General features: G+C 72.4%; 15 protein-coding genes and 1 riboswitch. Of the genes, 6 read left to right on the forward strand and 9 right to left on the reverse strand.

Annotated elements, in window-relative coordinates:
* Positions 1–114: 114 nt before the first annotated feature.
* The 5 genes from FB384_RS22660 to FB384_RS22680 form a co-directional block, all read right to left on the reverse strand.
* A complete protein-coding gene (locus FB384_RS22660; protein ID WP_183786862.1) occupies positions 115–1,749 on the reverse strand; it encodes an FAD-dependent monooxygenase in 1,635 nt (544 codons plus the stop codon).
* 19 nt (positions 1,750–1,768) lie between these two features.
* Positions 1,769–2,731, reverse strand: a complete 963-nt coding sequence (locus FB384_RS22665) for an MBL fold metallo-hydrolase (protein WP_183786863.1) — start codon at positions 2,729–2,731, stop codon at positions 1,769–1,771.
* A gap of 112 nt (positions 2,732–2,843) precedes the next feature.
* On the reverse strand, positions 2,844–3,509 hold the full coding sequence (locus tag FB384_RS22670; RefSeq protein WP_183786864.1) for a methyltransferase domain-containing protein: 666 nt from the start codon (positions 3,507–3,509) through the stop codon (positions 2,844–2,846).
* Positions 3,506–4,264: a TIGR04282 family arsenosugar biosynthesis glycosyltransferase gene (locus tag FB384_RS22675; protein ID WP_183786865.1), complete on the reverse strand. Its 759-nt coding sequence runs from the start codon at positions 4,262–4,264 to the stop codon at positions 3,506–3,508. Before FB384_RS22675 ends, FB384_RS22670 begins: the two co-directional genes overlap by 4 nt.
* Entirely contained in the window at positions 4,261–4,896 is a 636-nt protein-coding gene (locus tag FB384_RS22680) for a glycosyltransferase family 2 protein (protein ID WP_183786925.1), read from the reverse strand. The genes FB384_RS22675 and FB384_RS22680 overlap by 4 nt, the downstream gene beginning before the upstream one ends.
* A gap of 251 nt (positions 4,897–5,147) precedes the next feature.
* Between FB384_RS22680 and FB384_RS22685 the strand changes: the two genes are divergently transcribed.
* Genes FB384_RS22685 through FB384_RS22695 form a run of 3 tightly spaced genes read left to right on the forward strand, consistent with a single transcriptional unit; the run spans position 5,148 to position 8,348 of the window.
* Positions 5,148–6,530 carry a 6TM ABC transporter family protein gene (locus tag FB384_RS22685; protein ID WP_183786866.1) on the forward strand — a complete coding sequence of 461 codons (1,383 nt, stop codon included), beginning with the start codon at positions 5,148–5,150 and terminating at the stop codon, positions 6,528–6,530.
* A 37-nt stretch (positions 6,531–6,567) separates the two neighbouring features.
* Positions 6,568–7,305 (forward strand): response regulator transcription factor, encoded by a 738-nt coding sequence (locus tag FB384_RS22690; protein WP_183786867.1) that lies wholly within the window; start codon positions 6,568–6,570, stop codon positions 7,303–7,305.
* Entirely contained in the window at positions 7,302–8,348 is a 1,047-nt protein-coding gene (locus tag FB384_RS22695; RefSeq protein ID WP_183786868.1) for a sensor histidine kinase, read from the forward strand. The genes FB384_RS22690 and FB384_RS22695 overlap by 4 nt, the downstream gene beginning before the upstream one ends.
* Before the next feature lie 27 nt (positions 8,349–8,375).
* On the opposite strand, the gene FB384_RS22700 is transcribed toward FB384_RS22695, so the two are convergent.
* Positions 8,376–9,434: an NAD-dependent epimerase/dehydratase family protein gene (locus FB384_RS22700; RefSeq protein ID WP_183786869.1), complete on the reverse strand. Its 1,059-nt coding sequence runs from the start codon at positions 9,432–9,434 to the stop codon at positions 8,376–8,378.
* Positions 9,435–9,797: 363 nt separating this feature from the next.
* Here FB384_RS22700 and FB384_RS27395 point away from each other — a divergent pair, with 363 nt between their 5' ends.
* Positions 9,798–11,168 (forward strand): lysozyme, encoded by a 1,371-nt coding sequence (locus tag FB384_RS27395; RefSeq protein WP_183786870.1) that lies wholly within the window; start codon positions 9,798–9,800, stop codon positions 11,166–11,168.
* A gap of 275 nt (positions 11,169–11,443) precedes the next feature.
* Complete coding sequence (locus FB384_RS22710; RefSeq protein WP_183786871.1) at positions 11,444–12,757, forward strand: cytosine permease; 1,314 nt, start codon at positions 11,444–11,446, stop codon at positions 12,755–12,757.
* 61 nt (positions 12,758–12,818) lie between these two features.
* Here FB384_RS22710 and metE read toward each other — a convergent pair whose 3' ends face one another.
* From metE to FB384_RS22725, 3 genes are all read right to left on the reverse strand, one after another.
* Positions 12,819–14,915 (reverse strand): 5-methyltetrahydropteroyltriglutamate--homocysteine S-methyltransferase, encoded by a 2,097-nt coding sequence (gene metE, locus FB384_RS22715; RefSeq protein ID WP_183786872.1) that lies wholly within the window; start codon positions 14,913–14,915, stop codon positions 12,819–12,821.
* Positions 14,916–15,044: 129 nt separating this feature from the next.
* Positions 15,045–15,270: riboswitch (cobalamin riboswitch) on the reverse strand.
* A 125-nt stretch (positions 15,271–15,395) separates the two neighbouring features.
* Positions 15,396–16,568 (reverse strand): acyl-CoA dehydrogenase family protein, encoded by a 1,173-nt coding sequence (locus tag FB384_RS22720; RefSeq protein WP_183786873.1) that lies wholly within the window; start codon positions 16,566–16,568, stop codon positions 15,396–15,398.
* A 99-nt stretch (positions 16,569–16,667) separates the two neighbouring features.
* The gene (locus FB384_RS22725; protein ID WP_228726621.1) at positions 16,668–17,363 is read right to left on the reverse strand and encodes a TetR/AcrR family transcriptional regulator; all 696 of its coding nucleotides are present in this window, start codon (positions 17,361–17,363) and stop codon (positions 16,668–16,670) included.
* Between the two features lie 180 nt (positions 17,364–17,543).
* Here FB384_RS22725 and FB384_RS22730 point away from each other — a divergent pair, with 180 nt between their 5' ends.
* Positions 17,544–19,847, forward strand: coding sequence for a molybdopterin cofactor-binding domain-containing protein (locus FB384_RS22730; protein WP_323985409.1), 2,304 nt, complete (start codon positions 17,544–17,546; stop codon positions 19,845–19,847).
* The last annotated feature ends 3 nt before the right edge of the window (positions 19,848–19,850 follow it).

The following is a 19,850-nucleotide window of genomic DNA, read 5'->3' on the forward strand; positions in this document are numbered from 1 at the left end:
CTGCCGGCGCACCGCACCTCGCCCGGCAGGCGGGGCGCGGCGATGAACGAGAATGCGGCATCGGACGGCGTGACGCCAGCCCTCGGCGGGGCCGATTCCCGGCCTGCGCTGCCGTCACCGGACAGGGGTGGCCGCGCGGCCGCACGCCCGGCGCAGGACGGGCCCGAGGTCCCGTGGGTCGGTGATCACCGCGGCCACGTACGCGTCCGGTCGCAGCACCCACAGCTCCCCGCTGCGCATGCCCAGCTCGGCCGCCACGGATCCGGTCGGGTCGACGTCGTCGGCCGCCAGCACCCGCAGCGGTCCCGTCCACTCCCCCTCGTCCGTCCCGCCGCGCCTGTTCCCTGCCGTCAGCACGGCCTCCGCCGCAGCCAGGTCCGCCTCCGGCGCCGCCAGGACGAGGAAGCCGCTGCGGGCGAGTTCCCGCAGTCGGGTGCAATCGGCCACCGACACCGGAACGTCGGGAACCAGAATGCCGGGGCCGGGCGACGGCACCGTCGCACGCGGCGGCCTGCCCGCGAACGGACGAGTCTCGTCGACCGTGGTCAGCGGCGAGGCGACGTACCAGAACGGCTCCGCGAGCCGCCCCGAGTCGACCTGCCCGCGCAGCCCCGGGTCGGACGCCGCGCCGGTCAGTACGGCCTCCCGCCTGCACCGCCGGTCCTCGTCGTGCGGGACGAGGAAATCCATGGTCGCCGTCGTCACCGCGAGGTTCTCCTCCGCAGCGGCGTGACGTTCGGCGTGATAGCTCTCCAGCAGCGCCTCGCCCGCCCAGCCCCGCAGCACCCACGCGAGCTTCCACGCGGCATTGTCGGCGTCGCCGACACCCGAGTTCAGCCCGCGGGCGCCGAACGGGGCGTACAGGTGCGCGCAGTCGCCGGCCAGCAACACCCGGCCGACCCGCATCCGGTCCACCACGCGGGAATGGAACCGGTACACCGATGACCAGACGACGTCGTAGCCGACGTCGCCGACGATCGCGCGGATCCGCTCGTCCAGCGCTCCGGACCGCTGCTCCGCCGCCAGGTCGTAGTCCTCGGGCACCTGCCAGTCGATCCGGAACACGCCGCCCGGACACGGGTGGATCAGCACCTGTCTGCCCGGATTCCAGGCCGGGTCGAAGTAGAACCGGCGCTCACCGGCCCAGTCCGGCAGGTCAGCGCGGATGTCGCAGATCAGGAACCGGTCGTCGAACGAGCGCCCGCCGAAGGTCACGCCGAGTGCCCGCCGGACGGACTCCGCGCGGGCACCGGCGCACGCCACCGCATACGCGGCACGCACGTGTCGGCCACCCGCGCACCGGATCGTCACCCCGGAGGAGTCCTGCGCGAGTCCCACCACCTCCCGGTCCCACCGGACCGCGATCAGCGGCTGCCGCGCGATCTCCTCGTCGAGGATCTCCTCCACCCGCGCCTGCGAGATGTTCACGAACGGAGGGAACTCCGATACCCCCGCGTCGGGCAGGTGGTCGGCGAACAGCTCGCGGTCACGGTGGAACGTCCGTGCGGTCCGCCACGTCACGCCCTCGGCCGCGATGCGCCGTCCGCCGCCGGCGAACTCCCACACGTCGAGCACGTCGCGCTGCTGGCAGATGGCCTTCGAGCCGACCGGGTCACGCTCCGGTCTGCCGTCGAGCAGCACCACGGGCACGCCCCGGCGGGCCAGCAGCAGGCTCGTCGTCTGTCCGACCGGGCCCGCACCGATCACCGCGACACCACGGGTGGCGACCGCGTCGTCGAGGTCTGCCACGCTTCATCCTCCGCCCGTCTCAGTCCTGCAGCCGGTCCCACACCTCACGGTCGCGCTGGGCCGTCCAGATCACCGGGCGCTCGACGCCGGACAGTTCGTCCCACAGCCGGGAGACGTCGAACGGCAGGCAGTGCTCGAAGATCGGCCAGTGCCCGTAGCCGGGTGCCAGTGCGGCGTGGGCGCGGTCGAAAGCCTCCTTGAGCGTGCCTCCGGACTCGTGCACCGCACCGACCTCGCGGAGCATCACGCTGAGGAACTCCCGTGTCTGGGCGATGGCGGCGTCGACGGCCGAGCGGCCCCTCGTGACGCCGCCGCGGCCGCCGACCAACTGCTCGACACCGTAGGCCGCGACTCGATCCAACGTCGACGACGCCCATTCGCGGTGGAACGCGTCGCCGGTGTACAGCGCCGCTTCGGCCTCCACGAGATCGCCCGCGAACAGGATCTTCTGCTGCGGCAGCCACGCCACGAGGTCGCCCTCGGTGTGCCCGCGGCCGCAATGGTCGAGCACCAGGTCTCCCCGGTCGCCGCCGAGGTCGATGGTCAGCCGGTCGGAGAAGGTCAGCGTCGGCCAGGTCAACCCCGGCACCGACTCGGCACCTTTCGCGAGCCGCGGCATCCGCCCGAACTCGCTCTCCCAGTCCTCGACTCCGCGCTCGGCCACCAGTGCGCGGGTGTTCTCGTGGGCCACGATGACGTCGGCGTCGAATGCCGACGCACCCAGCACCCGCACCGCGTGGTAGTGCGACAGCACCAGGTATCGCACCGGCTTGTCCGTGTACTCGCGCAGCATGGCCAGCCATTCGCGGGCGACGACGGGCGTGGCCAGGGCCTCGAAACAGACGAGGAAGTCCTCGCCCTCGATCGCGCCCACGTTCGGGTCGCCCTCGGCGGTGAGGGCGTACACGCCGTCGGCGAGCACCTCGAGCGTCCGTTCCTTCTCGTCGAGGTCCGCCGACGAGGCGAATGCCTTCTGGGCCACGCTGCCCCTCCAGGTCGTGCCGGTGCCCACGCGGACGGGCACACTCGGTCCGCGGCGACGGTAGCTCCGCCACGACCGGGCCGACAAGCCTCGGCCGCGCGGTCGGCCCGGCTCAGGACCCGGCCTGCCGCTCGGCATCGCCCGGCGGATCCGACGCCCTGCCGGGTTTGCGGAACTCCGCGAACCACCGGCCACCGCGGCCCACCACCCAGTCCAACCGCAGGCCCGCGTCGGAGGCGAGTCCGGGAGCGGCGTCGGCGGCGACCCACGCCCAATCGAACCAGGTCCCGGGCGCGCTCTCCCCTGTCGAGACCCGTGCCCGGCCCCGCCGCAGGCCACCGCCAGGCGGGTCGAGCTCCACGAGCGCGCTCCCGCCCGGGGCCAGCAGCCTCGCCACCCGGTGCAGCAGGCCCACCGGATCGCCACCGATCCCGATGTTGCCGTCCGCCAGCAGCGCGTGGCGCCAACGGCCTTCGGCCGGCAACGACTCGAAGACGTTGCGCAGGACGACGGGCGCGCCGCGCCGCCGGGTCAGGTCCACCGCGACCGGCGACGAATCCACCCCCAGTACCGGCACCCCCAGGTCACCGAGAGCGGCACTGAGCCGTCCGGGGCCGCACCCGATGTCGACGGTCGGCCCGGTGCAGGCGCCGAGCAGCAGTTCGTCGCCGTCGGCCGGTGCCGCGTGCCACCGTTCTGCGGGCAGGGCGATACGGGCACCACTCGCCGCTTCGAGCCAGGCCGGGCCGCCCAGCAGGCCGGTGTCGAACCCGTTCACCGCTCCCCTTCTTCCCACCGCTGCGCTTCCCACCGCTGCCCTTGCCACTGCGGCCCTTGCCACTGCGGCCCTTGCCACTGCGCAGCGCTGCCTGCGCCGAGTTCGGTCTCGACGGCGCGTGCGAACCGGCTGCCCGGCACCGAGCGCGCCACCGCGCGTGCGTCCTGCTCGGTGTCCACGTCGGACATCAGCGGCAGGGCCGCCACGTCGAGGCCGATGCCCGCCAACGCCGCACGAGTGGCCGCCGCCGTGTCCGCAGTGGACATCGGAACTCCCCTGAGCACCGCGGCGTGGCGCGGATTCCGCAGCGCGAGGGCCCACCATCCGCCGTCCACGGCCGGGCCCAGCGCCGCATCCACGGTGTCCAACCGGGACAGCGCCGATGCGAGCAGCCCCGGCGTGACCTGGGGACTGTCCATGCCGATCTGCACCACGGATGCCCCCGCGTACCGGTCGGCCACGTCCGCGTGCGCGGCCGCCAGCCGCTCGGCGAACCCGAGGCCCCGCTGACCGAACACCACGCACCGGCCGAGCAACCCCACCAGCTCCGTACGCTCCTCCGCGGCCGAGACGTCACCCGTGAACGCGACCGCGGTCGTCGCGGCCGGGGTGTGCACCGCCGCCTCGATCGTGTCCAGCAGCGATGCCGCGGCCACCCGGGCCGCCGCCACGGCGCCGACCGACGCCGCCAGCCGCGTCTTCGCCGCTCCGGCCACCGGCGCTTTCGCGACGACCAGCACGACCGCGCCGCTCACAGGACCCTCGCCATGTCGCGGACCGCTCGCCACGTGCCCCGGACCGAGCCCGTCACTTTGCTGGACGTGCCGGCCGCTCGCTCGTGGTAGTCGACCGGTAGTTCCACCACGGACCAGCCCGCCTCCGCCGCCCGCAACAGCACCTCGAGCGGATAGCCGAACGCACGGTCGCGCACGTCCAGCGCCAGCAACGACGTCCGGTACGCCACCCGCACCGGGCCGAGGTCGGTCACCGGCACACCGCGCCGCCGCAGCAGCGCCGCGATCACCCGGTTACCCGTCCGCGCGTGCCACGGCCAGGCCGTCGCGGTCACCGGTCGCCGCGCACCCACGACGAGCCGGGAAGACCGGACGTGCGCCACCAGATCCGGCAACCGAGCGGCGTCGAGGGAGCCGTCCGCGTCCATCACGCACACGATGTCGGCCGTGGCCGAGACGAGTCCGGTGTGGACGGCAGCTCCGTAACCGGGCCGGGACTCGGGGACGACCGTCGCGCCATGGGCCCGTGCCACGTCCGCCGAGCCGTCGGTCGAACCGTTGTCCACCACCAGTGCGTGGTATCCGGCAGGCAGGCGGGCCAGCACGCCCGGCAGCGCCGCGGCCTCGTCGAGGCACGGCAGCACCACGTCCACCGTGGCGTGCGCCGCGCCGTCCGCCGGGCTACTCGGGGCCGCGAGTTCGGTCCCCTCTGCGTCGTCGTCCACCTCTCCGACGCTAGGACGACCGGACGCGGCGCGGAAACCGAGCGGCGGCTTACGAAACCCTGACGTCGCGGCCGCCGGCGCGCTGCCGGCCGTCGCCTCACCCGGAACGTCTTACGAAGTCCTGACGTCACGCCGCGTCGGCTGGGCCGCCGGCGGCCGCGCCGCTAGATTCGACGGCGATGACCGCCGACCAGCGCGACGACCCCGGTGGCGAACCCTCCGGCCCGGCCACCCGCAGCCGGCCGGTGCCTCCCGCCGACCTCCTCGCCGCCACCGTGGTCGTCGCGCTGGTCGGTGCCGCTGTGGCGGGCACCCTCTGGTGGAATCCCGCTCGCCAGCTCGGCCCGAGTTCCTTCAAGGGAGCCCCGGAGGACTTCGGGGAGTGGCCGCTCCTCGGCACGCCGCTGGCCCACGCCGGGCCCGGCACGGTGCCCGCGGTGCTGCTCGCCGTCCTCACCATCTGCTACGGGCCGTCACTCGCGGCGCGCCTGCCCTGGCGCAGGGCTCTGGTGCTCGGCTATGTCACGGCGCTGGGCTGGATCACCTCGCTCGCGCTCGTGGACGGCTGGCAGCGGGGCTTCGCGGGCCGGCTCACCCCCGGTACCGAGTATCTGGCCGAGGTCCCCGGCATCACCGACATCCCCGCGATGCTCGCCGGCTTCACCGACCGCATCGCTCACGGTCAACCGGACTCGTGGACCGTCCACGTGGCAGGCCATCCGCCCGGTGCGACGCTGGTGTTCGTCTGGCTCGACCGCATCGGGCTCGGCGGCGGGGTCGCCGCGTCGACCGTGTGCGTGCTGGCCGGTGCCCTCACGGCGGTGGCCGTCCCGGCGACGGTGTCGCTGCTCGGTCACCGCGACCGCGCCCGCACCGCGCTGCCGCTGCTGGTGCTGTTCCCGGGCGCGGTGTGGCTCGGGGTCTCGGCCGACGCCCTGTTCGCGGGTGTGACCGCCACCGGCATCGCGCTGCTCGCACTCGCTGCGGTGCGCCACCCGGCGTGGGCCCTGCCCGCGGGCGCGATCCTCGGGTTCGGCATCTTCCTCTCGTACGGGCTGATCACGCTGGGCGCGATCGCGCTCGCCGTCGTCGTGGCCACCCGCGCCTGGCGGGCGTTCGGCCTCGCCGTGGCCGGTGCTCTCGCCGTGGTCGGGCTGTTCGCGCTCGGCGGGTTCTGGTGGCTCGACGGGTACCACGCCGTGGTCGACCGCTACTACGAAGGCATCGCCGCGGACCGGCCGTACACCTTCTGGGTGTGGGCCAACCTCGGCTGCCTGGCCCTGGCGACCGGTCCGGCTATCGGGCCGGCGCTCCGCCGGGCCGCGTGCGGGCTGCGTGCCGCACCTCGCCTCGTGGCCGTGGTGGCCGGTGCCGTCGTGACCGTTGCCGCCGCCGACCTGTCGGGCCTGTCGAAGGCCGAGGTCGAACGCATCTGGCTGCCGTTCGCCGTGTGGCTCCTCGCTGCCGCGGCGTTCCTACCGGCACGCAGTGCACGCTGGTGGCTGGCGCTGCAAGCGGCGACCGCACTCGCGGTGAACCATCTGTTCCTAACGAACTGGTGACGCGGACGGCTGCCCGCGTGAGACGAGGAGGATCGCCATGACCACGAGCGCGGCCGCGCGGGCCGATTCCGAGGGCACGATCCTCGTCGTCGACGACGACGTGACCGTCCGCGACGTCGTCCGCCGATATCTCGAACTCGCCGGATACACGGTCGCGCTCGCCGGCACCGGACAGGAGGCGCTCCGCGCCCACGAGCAGCGCCCCGCCGACCTCGTCGTGCTCGATCTGATGCTCCCGGACCTCGACGGGTTGGAAGTGTGCCGCCGGATCCGCGGCGCACGCGAGGCCTCGGACGTGCCGGTGGTGATGCTGACCGCCCTGGGCGAGGAGGAGAACCGGATCGCCGGGCTGCAACTCGGCGCGGACGACTACGTGACGAAACCGTTCAGTCCGCGCGAGCTGGCGCTGCGGGTGACCTCGGTGCTGCGGCGCGTCAGGCCCGCGGCCGACACCGCCGGTTCCGGAGACGTGGTCACCGACGGGCCGCTGACGCTCGACCCCGCAGCGCGCACCGCGACACTGCACGGCGGTGGACTCGCACTGACCACCCGCGAGTTCGACCTGCTCTGGTTCTTCCTCACCCATCCCGGCAAGGCGTTCACGCGGCAGCAGTTGCTCGAACGCGTGTGGGGCTGGGACTTCGGCGACCAGTCCACCGTGACCGTCCACGTGCGACGGCTGCGGGAGAAGATCGAACGGGTGCCCGCCGAGCCCGCCCGGATCGCCACCGTGTGGGGCGTCGGCTACCGCTACGACGCGGGCCTCCGCTCATGATCACGCCCGACGAGTCCTTCGCAGCGATGCTGGAGCACGCACTCCACATTCTGCCCGTGGCACTGGCGCTGGTGATTCCCGTCGTGCTGGCCGGCGCGCTGGTGCTCCGCGCGGTGCGCCGCCGCACCCTGGCCACGACGATGACCGTGCTGGTCCTGATCCCGGTGATCGCCATGTTCGCGGGCGTGCTCGGCATCAGTGGGTTCATGTTCGACGCGACCCTCACGACGATGTGGCTCGTCTGCCTGCTGGTGGCGCTCGTGACCGTGCCAGTGGCCGTGTTGTTCGGACGCCTGATCGCGCGCCGCAGTGTGTGGGAACGCGAGGCGCGCCGCAGGGAACGGGCCGCCGAGGAATCGCGTCGCGAGCTCGTCGCGTGGATCAGCCACGACCTGCGCAGCCCACTGTCCGGGATTCGCGCGATGGCCGAGGCGCTGTCCGACGGGGTGGTCAGCAGGCCCGAGGAGGTGGCCGACTACGCGAACCGGATCGGCACCGAAAGCGCGCGGCTGTCCGGCATGGTCGACGACCTGTTCGAGCTCTCCCGCATCACCGCCGGCGCGCTCCACCTGACGTTGGCGGCCGTGCCGCTACGGGAGGTCGTCGAGGACGCCCTGGCCGCACAGGGGCCCGTCGCACACCGGAAACGGATCCGGGTGCACACCGACGCCGCGGCCTGGCCCGTCGTACTCGGCAGCGACACCGAGCTCGGCCGCGTCGTGCGCAACCTGCTGTCCAACGCCATCCGCCACACACCGCAGGACGGCACGGTCGTGGTGCACGCCGGTGTCGACGAGGGCCGGGGCGTACTCGCGATCGACGACGCCTGCGGTGGCATCGCCGAATCCGACCTGCCGAAGGTGTTCGACGTGGCCTACCGCGGCACCGCCGCCCGCACGCCGGAGTCCGGTGACCAGCCGGCCGGCGCGGGCCTCGGCCTGGCGATCGCGAAAGGCCTCGTCGAGGCGCATTCCGGCCGCATCGAGGTGCGCAACCACGGGCCGGGGTGCCGGTTCGAGGTTCGGCTGCCCCTGGCAGGCTGACCCGCGCCGGTCGCGATGCCGGTGCGCTCAGCCGAGACCGGCGGAGGAACGGAGCGGATCAGTCGCGAAGGCCGTCACACCGGCCGCGAACGGCACCGACGACTGGAAGCCCAGCAGCTCGCGCGCCCGCGCCGGGTCCGCCACGACGTGCCGCACGTCCCCGGGCCGGGCACCGCCGACGATCCGCGGCTCCGGGCCCGCCATCGCACGGGACAGTTCGGCCGCGAGCTCGCCGACCGTGTGCGGCTCACCCGAGCACACGTTGACCGGGGTGAGGCCCTCGGTCGGCCGTTCCACCGCGAGCGCGTTCGCCAGCGCCACGTCGCGCACATGGACGAAGTCGCGCCGCTGCCCGCCGTCCTCGAGCACCACCGGCTCGTCGCCACGTTCCAGCCGGGAGCGGAACAGCGACGCCACGCCCGCGTACGGGGTGTCTCGCGGCATCCTCGGGCCGTACACGTTGTGGTAGCGCAACGCCCACACGTCGCCGCCGGTCTGCCGCGCCCACGCGCTCGCGAGATGCTCCTGAGCGACCTTCGACGCCGCATAGACACTGCGCGGGTCGAGCGGAGCGTCCTCCGGCACGAGCAACGGTTCCAGGTCGGAGCCGCAGTGGGGGCACGGTGGTTCGAACCGCCCGCCGGCGATCGCGTCGCTGCGCCGCGGCGCAGGCGGCGTCACGCCGTGCTCGCGGCACGCGTAACGACCCTCGCCGTACACGACCATCGACGACGCCAGCACGAGCCGCTGCACCCCGGCCCGGAACATCGCCGCGAGCAGCACAGCCGTGCCGTGATCGTTGTGGGCGGTGTACCGCGGCGCGTCCGACGGATCGAGCCCGTGCCCGACGACCGCGGCCTGATGGCAGACGACATCCACATCGGACAGCACCGAGTCGAGGACCTCGTCGGAGCGCACGTCTCCGAGCACCGTGTCGTAACCACGCACCCAGGCCGGCGGCCTGCCACCACCGTGGGCGGTGTCGACCAGCAGGTCGAGCAGCCGCACCTCGTGGCCGCGCTCGGTCAGGACGTCCGCCACGTGCGATCCGACGAATCCGGCGCCACCGGTGATGAGAACACGCATGCCGACACCGTAGGAGCGGCCGCGGACGTTCGCGGCCGGACCGGCGCCGATGTCACGAATCCGTCAGATCCGCACGACCGCGACACCGTGGACCCACCCGATACCCCCGGTGAGCGCAAGGCACGTCCCCTCGTAGACGTCACCCACGAAGGTGACTTCGCCTGCACTGCGCCAGGGCGGACGGTCACCTGACCTGCGTAAACCACAGAAGTCACACGAGTCACACCCGACCCACATATTTACACCAGCACCATGTGAACCGATCCTGAAGGCGCTTGTGCAGACCAGGGCCGCGCGCATGCCGAGCGCGGCCCGAACCGAACGCCGCGCCCGGCCCTGCAGGTGCGGCTTGGGAGGAACACCATGCCGGCGAACGGCCTGCGCACCGCCTCGCGGATCTCGTTGACCCTGGCCGCACTCGCGGCGATGCTGCTCGGATCACTGACCCTGCTGGGCGGATCGCGCGCCGCGGCGGCCCCGGACGGCGTTCCGGGCATCGACGTCTCCGGGCACCAGCGGAACGTCGATTGGCAGCACGCGTGGAACACGGGCGCACGGTTCGCCTACGTCAAGGCCACCGAGGGCACCGGATTCACCAACTCGTACTTCGCCCAGCAGTACAACGGCGCCCACGACGTCGGCATGATCCGCGGCGCCTATCACTTCGCCCGCCCGGACGTCGGCCCGGCGGCGCCGCAGGCCGACTACTTCGTCGCGAACGGCGGCGGCTGGTCGGCGGACGGCAAGACACTGCCTCCGCTGCTCGACATGGAGTACAACCCGTACGGCGCCGACCCGTGCTACGGCCGGTCGCACGGCGAGATGGTCCGGTGGATCAAGAGCTTCTCCGAGCGGGTCCACACCAAGACCGGCCGGTGGCCGATGATCTACACGACCACGGACTGGTGGAAGAACTGCACCGGCAACTCGCCCCGATTCGGCAGCGACCACCCGCTGTTCATCGCCCGCTACAACGATCGCGTCGGCGAACTGCCGAACGGCTGGACCCACTACACGCTGTGGCAGTACAACGATCACGGCCCGATGCCCGGCGACCAGAACACCTTCAACGGCTCGATGGCTCAGTTGAAGCAGCTGGCCCGCGGCGACGACGACAAGTCCGACCCCGAACCGAAACCGGAGCCAAAACCGGAGCCGAAGCCCGACCCGAAGCCGGACCCGGACCCGAAGCCCGATCCGAAACCGGACCCCGACCCCGAGCCGAGCCCGGAACCGGAACCGGAGCCGAGCCCGGAACCGAGTCCCGAACCCGATCCCGAGCCGAGCCCGGAGCCGGAACCGTCCACGCCGGAGTCCGACGCTCCCGCCACGCCGTCCGATGACGACGCACCATCCGATGACGACGCGGCGGACGGCCGGGACGAGGCGACCGACCCGCAGGCCGGCGACGACGGTGACCAGGGACAGGATGGCGCCGGCACTGGTTCGGACGACGCCGGTGGGGCGGCGGACCAGAACGCCGTCGCGGACGGCACCGGCAGCGACCAGCTCGTGCTGGAGGAAGCACCGAAGCAGGCCGCCGAGCAGGCTCCGCAGCAGTCACAGCAGAAGGCTGGCGGCGACGTGGCCACGCAGGACGACGGTCCGGACAAGCTCGCCGAGACGGGCGCCGAGCAGGACCTGCCGCGGCTGATCGTGTTCGCCGCCGCGATGATCGTGCTCGGCCTGATCGTGCTGACGCTGACCCGCGCGCCCGCACGCAGCCGGCGCTGACCCCTTCCGGCGGTGCCCGGCCCGCGCGCCGAGCGCGGGACGGGCACCGCCGGAACCGGCCGGGCGTCCACTCCCTGCCCTCCACCCGGCCGACGCACCCCGAACCCCTGACGTCGTCACCGTGACCTCCACGGGCGTGCCCGCGGGCGCCCGTGCCGAACGCACGCAACACGGCGGTACGCTGTCGGGCTAACGTCCGCCGCTGTGCGCACGTACGCTCCCCGTCGCCGTGGAGCGGTGCTCCCCTCTCCCCGTCCCCTCCCGAGAGGTGCTCCGTGACGACGTCGCAGACACCATCCGATCCGGGCGCCGCCGACCCGGGCGCCGCCCCGGCACCGGTCGACCGCGATCATCCGCTGAGCAGGGTTCCCGACAACGCCCGCAAAGGCATCGCCTCCCTCGCCGTGGTCATCGCCGGCTTCGGGTTCTTCACCCCGACGATGGCGACGGGCGGACAGGTCGCGGGCGCGTTCGGCTTCCCGACGTTCCTCGTACTGGCGCTGATCTCGGCGCTCGTGCTGGCCGGCTACATCGCGACCCTGGGCATCGCCGCCGCCCGCACCGGTCTCACCACCGTGTTGCTGGCACGGCTCGCGCTCGGCAAAGCCGGCGGCAAATGGGCCTCGCTCCTGCTCGGCGGCACCCAGATCGGCTGGTACGGCATCACGGTCGGTGTGCTCGCCACCCTGTTGGGCGGTGCGTTCGACCTGTCGGTGACCTGGCCACTCGTGCTGGTCGGCGGAATCGCCATGGCCGTGACGGCCTACACCGGGTTTCGCGGCATCGAGCTGCTGTCGTGGATCTCCGTACCGCTCATGACGGCGCTGTGCCTCTGGGTCGCGATCTCGGCGGTCGGCGAGGCGGGCGGGTGGGACGCCGTGGTGTCCTACGAGGGGACGGGAGCGATCAGCGCAGGCACGGCGCTGACCATGATGATCGGCACGTTCGTCAGCGGTGGTTCGCAGATCGGCAACTGGACGCGGTTCGCCCCGGGCAGCACGCTCGCCTTCGCGATGACGGCCGGAACGATGCTGCTGGTCCAGTTCGGACTCCTCGCCTTCGGCGGGCTGGGAGCGATCGGCTACGGCGAACCGGACTTCGCGAACGTGCTCCTCGGGCTCGGTTCGACAGGTCTGGCGGTCCTGCTCATCGTGACGAATCTGTGGACCACCAACGACAACACGGCGTACGCGTTCGGCGTCGCGGGTGCCGAGCTGTTCGGCAAACCCGACAAGCGGCCGTTCATCGTCGGTGGCGTGGCCATCGGCATCGGGATGGCACTCACCGGTATCGACGAGGCGATCACGTCCTTCCTCACGCTGCTCGGAGTGTTCGTTCCCCCGCTGGGCGGAGTGCTGATCGGCATGTTCCTGTTCGCGTGGCGACGCCGCGATCCCGGCACCGCGGTCGAGGACGTCCCGCTCGTGGTGTGGCCCGGACTGCTCGCCTATGTCGGCGGCACGGCCGCAGCACTGGTCGGATCACTGTTCGACGTGGGGATCCCTGCGGTACAGGGCATCGCCGTCGCTTTCGCCCTCGTCGTCGCGTTCACGGCCGCGCTCGGCCGCCGGCCGGCGACGGCGGACTGACCCGCACCGCGGCAGACGATGCCCGGCCCGCCGTGGTGCCGGGCATCGTCGGTCACGGGCGTTACGGCAACGGCCTGCCGGCCGACTCCGGTCCGGCCGCCGCGTTCCGCAGCATCGCGAGCGCGTCCGCATGGGCACGAGACCCCGCCGTCGCCGCGGCGGTCGTCGTCACGTCGGCGTCGAGCGCCGCGGTGACCTGCAGCGTCTCCTCGATCCCCGCATCACCCAGCTGTGTGCGGATCCGCGTCGACGCCGCGGCGCCCGACGTCGCCACCCGGAACGCCTCGGTCGCCCACGTCCACCGGTCACGGCGGGCCCGCTCACGCAGCGGCGGCCGCCGCCACAACGCGGGCTCGTCCACCTGGATCTCGCGAATGCCGGCCGCTTCCAGGTCTCGCACCTCGTCGCGCAGCGCGAGCGCCAGCTGCGCCGCCGTGTCGAGCACCGGGACGTCGTCGCGTACGAACATCCCCGCGATCGCCGTCGCCGGACCGGGCAACACGCCTTTCACCGCAGCCGTGGTCAGCCGCTGGGCGGTCGTGACCCACTCGACCGTCATGGGCGCCGCCCTACTCACGTCACCCACCACGATCGGTGGCCGGACACAGTAGGCGCCGCTGTGCTGCACCCACGCGTGTTCGGGGGTCACGACGCCGCGCAGCCGCTGCGCGACGAAACACACCAGGTCGTCGTAGCGCCGCTGGTCGGCCGAGGGCGCTGCGAGGTCTGCCGCGTGCGGTCCGAGCACTTCCTGCAGGCGCACCACGTCGTGCAGGCCCGCGCGCATCCGTTCGGCGTACGACTCGTCGCCGCCGCTGTCGGTGCGCGCCCGCCGGTCGACGGCCGCCACGAGCGGGTCGATCGGTTCGTCCGACCCGCGGTTACGGTCTTGCGCCGCGCGCCGGTCGGCGTACGCGGCGCGCCGGAGATGCGCAGGCCGCAGGGTGGCCAGCCGCGCCCGGACGCGCCGGTCGGTAGGCGGGTTCGCACCGCGGTGGGCGAGGATCTCCCGGGTGCGGGTCAGCTCGGCTGCGGCGGTGTCGGGGCCGCGGCGCAACGCCGTGGCCAGCGCCACCACCTCCCGCACCTTCTGCGAGGCGAACGCGAGCCACGGCGCGACCTGCGGGTCCAGCGCGGTCTCCCGGTCGAGGTCGTACGGCACGTGCAGCAGCGAGCACGATGTGCCCACCACGACCTCCCGTGCCGAACCGAGCAGCGTGGCCGCCGTGACCAGCGCCGTGTCGAGGTCGGTGCGCCACACGTTGCGCCCGTCGACCAGCCCGGCCACGAGCGTCTTGTCCGACAGGCCCGGCGCGGCGACGACCGTGTTCGCCGTGGACGTCTCCGACACGAGGTCGACCGCGACGCCCTCGACGGGTGTGGCGGCGAGGGCGCCGAGTGCCGGCCCCGGGTCGCCGTACGGCACGGCGGCCAACAGGGCCGGGCGCCGCGTCCGGGCGCCCAGGACGTCGTAGGCGTCCCGCAGGGCGTCACGGTCGGCGGCGGTGCGGTCGGCGGCGAACGCCGGTTCGTCGAGCTGCACCCAGTCGGCTCCAGCCGCCTGCAACTCGCCGAGCACCCAGGCGTACACCCCGAGCAGTTCGCCGAGGCGATCGAGGGGCCGGAAACCGGGCGGCGACCCCGGCTCCGGGGCGCACAGCAGCAGGAACGTCACGGGGCCGAGCAGCACCGGCCGGGTGTGCACGCCGAGCCGCAACGCCTCGAGATAGTCCCGCACCGGGGTTCGGTCGGCGAACGTGAGCGGGGTGTCCGGACCGATCTCCGGCACCAGGTGGTGGTAGGACGTGCCGAACCAGGACGCGGTGGCCAACGGTGACACCGAGTCGGTGCCCCGTGCCATGGCGAAGTACGTGTCCAACGGGCCGAGGCCGAGCGCACGGAACCGCTCGGGCACGGCACCGGCCATCACGGCCGTGTCGAGGACGTGGTCGTAGTACGAGAAGGTGCCGCCCGGCACCGAGTCGAGCCCCGCGGCGGACAGCTCCCGCCACGTGCGCGCCCGCAGTTCCCGGGCGACGGCACGGAGTTCGGACTCGTCCGCGCGGTGGGTCCAGTAACGTTCGAGCGCCCGCGGCAGCTCCCTGCCGGGGCCGATGCGGGGATATCCCAGGACGGTGGAACCGATGATGCCGGTCAATGCTCTCTCCTCGCGAGCTCGTCGACACGGGTGCCGACGGTCCCGCCGGAGGGGCGCACGCCGATCGGGGCACACACCCCGGCCCGTCCGCCCGGTCCACCCGCGAGACCTCGGACCCGCGCGCACCGGGTGGTGCGCGCGCCGGTGGCAGGTCTTCGGACTCGCGGGCACTCCCGGCCTGGGCCGGAGGTCCTACTGGCCGTCGCTTCCCGGACCCGGGGTCCAGTGCTGTTGACGGCGGTCGTTCCCGCTCACCGCTGCGGGGCAGTCCCGGATTCGCACCGGGTTCCCTCTTGCCTCACCCGGCAGGCCCGTGCGGGCCCGGCGCGGGTGAACCACCAGCACGGCCACCCTAGCCTCCCGCGGCCCGCCGTCGCGCCCGGCGACGACGCGGTGAAGACCGCTCGCCCACCCCGGGATCGGCGCCGGCCTGCATCGTTGCCGCGGGTGGAGACCTCGCTCACAGGCCGGCGCCGGCCGTCACCGGAACGCCGAGTGGCCCGTCAGGGTCTGCCCGATGACGAGCTGGTGCACCTCCGACGTGCCCTCGTAGGTCAGCACCGATTCGAGATTGTTGGCGTGCCGCAGGACCGGGTATTCGAGGCTGATGCCGTTGGCACCGAGCAGCGTCCGGCATTCCCGCGCGATCGCGATGGCCTCCCGCACGTTGTTCAGCTTGCCGGTGCTGACCTGCTCGGACGTGAGCGTGCCGGCATCCTTGAGCTTTCCGAGGTGCAGCGCCAGCAGCATTCCCTTGCCGAGCTCGAGGCTCATGTCGGCGAGTTTGAGCTGGGTGGCCTGGTAGGAGGCCAGGGGTTTGCCGAAGATGTCGCGTTCCTGCGCGTAGGCGATCGCGGTCTCGAGGCAGTCCCGGGCCGCGCCGAGTGCGCCGAACACGATGCCGTAGCGGGCCTCGTTCAGGCACGACAGTGGTCCGGACAGGCCGCGCGCCTCCGGCAGCATGGCGGACGCGGGCAGCCGGACGTCCTCCAGCACGAGCTCACTGGTCACCGAAGCCCGCAGCGACAGCTTCTTCGTGATCTCCGGAGCCGAGAATCCGGGTGTGTCCGTGGGCACGACGAAGCCCCGGATCTTGTCGTCGGTCTGCGCCCACACCACGGCCACGTCGGCCACGGAACCGTTGGTGATCCACATCTTCGTGCCGTTGAGCACCCAGTCTTCCCCGTCACGGCGCGCGTAGGTCCGCATCTCGCCGGGGTTCGACCCGAAATCGGGCTCGGTCAGGCCGAAGCACCCGATCGCCTCCCCCGCGGCCATCCGCGGCAGCCACTCCTGCTTCTGTTCCTCCGAGCCCCAGCGCCAGATCGCGTACATCGCGAGCGACCCCTGCACCGACACGAGACTCCGCAGTCCCGAATCGGCGGCCTCGAGCTCCATACAGGCCAGGCCGTAGGCCGTCGCCGTGGTACCGGCGCAGCCGTACCCCTCGAGATGCATGCCGAGCACACCGAGCTTGCCGAGTTCGCGGGCCAGGTCGCGCGCAGGGATCGACGCGCTGTCGAACCAGTCCGCCAGGTGCGGGCGGATCCGGTCAGCGGTGAACGCCCGCACCGTGTCGCGGATCGCCCTGTCGTCCTCGCCGATCAGGTCCTCGGTGCCGAACAGGCCGAGCGGTGTCTGTGTGCCGGGCATGGCCGATCCTCTCGTCGTCTTCGCCTCTGGCGGGCGTCCCGTGGCGGACGTCATCGTGCCGCCCTCCGGCCGTCATCGTGCCGCCGACGGGACGGCGCGTCACTGGGGAGTCAGCAAGGACACGGCCGCGTGGACCGCCGATTCGACCACGCCGTCGAGGCTCCCGCCGTCCTCGACGGTCGTCGCCACGAGTTCCCGCAGCCCGCCGAGCAGGATGATCACACTCTCGCGCGGCACCGGCGCGCCGGCGCCGCGGAGCTCCGCGCGCTGCCGGAGTCGTTGCGCCAGCGTCACGAAACCATCGAGCTGCATCCGCTGCAGCTGCCGCGCCTTGTCCCCGAGTGCGGGCACGTCCCTGATCCAGCTGACGACGATCGCCGGTTCGGCCTCGGCGTAGGCGAACCACGCTTCGACGGCGCTGCGCACCTGCTCGGGCCACGGCTCCGTCTCGTCGACGGCCTCGGAGACGTAGCGGACCATCTCGCCCGTGGTCTCGGCCATCAGCGTCACGAAACACTCGTCGCGGTCGGCAAAGTGCTGGTAGAAGGTGCGGCGCGAGGTCCGGGCGCGGCGCACGATCCCGGCGACGGTGGCGTCGCGGTAACTGCCGGCCGCGAGCTCGGCGGCCAGGCCGTCGAGCAGGCGCCTGCGGAAGGCCCCCGGACCGGAGCGCCGCTCACCGTCGCTGCGGGCTCCCGGCACACCGCCGGTGGTGGCCGCGGAACTCGTGGCGGGCGAGCTCACCGCGGGCGAATTCACTCCGGCCGCGTCGCCGGGGGCCGCTCTGGTGGACAACGGTTCATGTCCCCTAACGGATGACGATGTTTGCCCCTCAATGGTACGCCTGTGTACCGTTCCGCTCCGGTACACAGGCGTACCACGAACGGTGGATCAAGGGACCGCGCCCGACCCGCGCCGCGTCCGTTCCCGTACCCGCCGCACCGCCGCACGAAAACACGCAAAGGAGCGTGCCTCGTGACCACCACGGATGGCCCGCGCACGGTCAACCGGCGCAAGTTCATCGGTTATCTGCTCGGCGGTGCGACCGTCGTCGCCGCCGCCGACCTCGGGATGTTCGGCCGCGGCGCCACGGCCGATGCCGGCGAACTGCCGACCCTTCCCCAGCCCGCCGAGATCGCCGATCTCAGCGACCTGCTCACCCTCGCCGCCGCGCCGACGTCGCAGCTGATCACCGTCACGATCAACGACGACGGCACCGCCTCGTTCGAGCTGCCTCGCGCCGAGGTCGGCCAGGGCATCACGACGGCTGCCGCGATGCTCATCGCCGAAGAGCTCGACCTGCCCCTCGACAAGGTCCACGTCACGCTGGCTCCTGCCAGGCCCGAGCTGCTGTACAACCAGATCACCGGTGGGTCGAACACGATCCACGCGATGTACACACCGATCCGCGTGGCCGCCGCGGTCGCAAAGGGTGCACTACTGCAGGCCGCGGCGACCGTGCTCGGCGACAGCGCGAACAAGCTGACCTCGCACCTCGGCCACATCGTGGCGCCCGACGGCCGCCGCGTGGACTACGGCAGGCTCTCCGCCCTCGCGGCGAAAGAACAGCCCGAAGCGGTCGAGGTCCAGCTCAAGGACGAGGGTTCCCACGGCGTCGTCGGCACGCCGGTCAACCGGATCGACGCGCTCGACGCCGTGACCGGCACCAAGCGGTTCGCCACCGACCTCGACGTCACGGACGCGCTGCCGACGATGGTGTGCCGCGCCCCGACACTCAACGGCACCCCGAACGCGGTGCACAACGCGGACGAGGTGCGCGACATGCCGGGTGTCACGCACGTGGCGACGGTCCCGACGGGAGTCGCGGTACGGGCCTCGACGTTCGGCCAGTGCATCGACGCGGTCCGAGCACTCGACGTGTCCTGGAACGACGGTCCGGTCGCAGGCATGTCCGACGAGGACGCGCTCGCCGGTGTCCGCGCCGCGGAGGGGCCCGTCCCCGCGCTTCCCGCGGGCGAGACCGTCTCGGGCGACTTCACGTTCTGGTTCCGCAGCAACTCCGCGATGGACACCAACAGTGCGGTCGCCGACGTGCGCGAAGGCCGCGCCGAGATCTGGGCGAGCCTGAAGAACCCCAACGTCGCCCAGGGCCGCATCGCCGAGGCCCTCGGCATTCCCCTGAACAACGTGACGGTCCACGTGGTCCAGGGCGGTGGCTCGTTCGGCAGGCGACTGTTCGACGAACCCGCGATCGAAGCGGCGCGGATCAGCCACGCGATGGGCGTGCCGGTCAAGCTCATGTGGCACCGCGCCGACGACGCCCGCGTCGGCCGTACCCATCCGCTCGCCACGTCCCGCATCCGCGCCTGCTACTCCGGCGACACCGTGCTCGGCTTCCAGCAGGCGCACACCAGCATCGAGACCGACTTCCGGCACGGCCTCGGCGACATCATCACCGCCAAGGCCGCCGACCTGCCCGCCGGCCTGGGAAATCTCCCGTTCGCCCAGGTGATCTTCCACCTGACGACGATCCTGCCGTACGACTTCGGCGCCGTCGGCCAATCGCTGGTCGAGACCGACACGCGGTTCAACACCAGCTCGATGCGCAACATCTACTCCCCCGACGTCCGCACGGCCAACGAACTGATCGTCGACCAGCTCGCGCAGCGTATGGGCACGGATCCGCTCGAGTTCCGGCTCTCGCACCTGCGCAACGGCCGACTCCGCACCGCGCTCGAGACGGCAGCCGAGAAGGCCGAGTGGGGCAAGGAGCTGCCGGAGGGCATGGCGCAGGGCATCGGCGTGCATGTCGAGTACAAGGGCGTCACCGCCTGCATCATGGAGATCGACTGCCGCCCGGAGACGGTCAATCGCAAGGTCCGCAACGCCGTGACCGGGCCGCGCGTCACGAAGGCGACGATGGTGATCGACTGCGGCAGGGCGATCAACCCGCGCGGGGTCGAGGCGCAGATGCAAGGCTGCGTCAACGACGGCATCGCGATGACGCTCACCAGCAGCCTCCACCTGCGCGACGGGCACTTCCAGGAAGCCAGCTGGGACAACTACTTCTACACCCGGCAGTGGAACACCCCGCCGGAACTCGACGTGGTCGTGCTCGAGTCCACCGAACCGCCGGGCGGGGTCGGCGAGGCGGGCGTCGCCGCATCGGCCGCGGCGGCCGCGTGCGCCTACGCCCGAGCCACCGGCACGATGCCGACCGAGTTCCCGATCAACCACCAGACCCTGTCGTTCGATCCGAAGCCGTACACACCGCCGGTGCCGCAGTCACCGACCGACGGCCTCGATCACACCTACTGACCA

Source organism: Prauserella sediminis, assembly GCF_014195435.1.
In the GTDB taxonomy this organism is placed as follows: Bacteria; Actinomycetota; Actinomycetes; order Mycobacteriales; family Pseudonocardiaceae; genus Prauserella; species Prauserella salsuginis.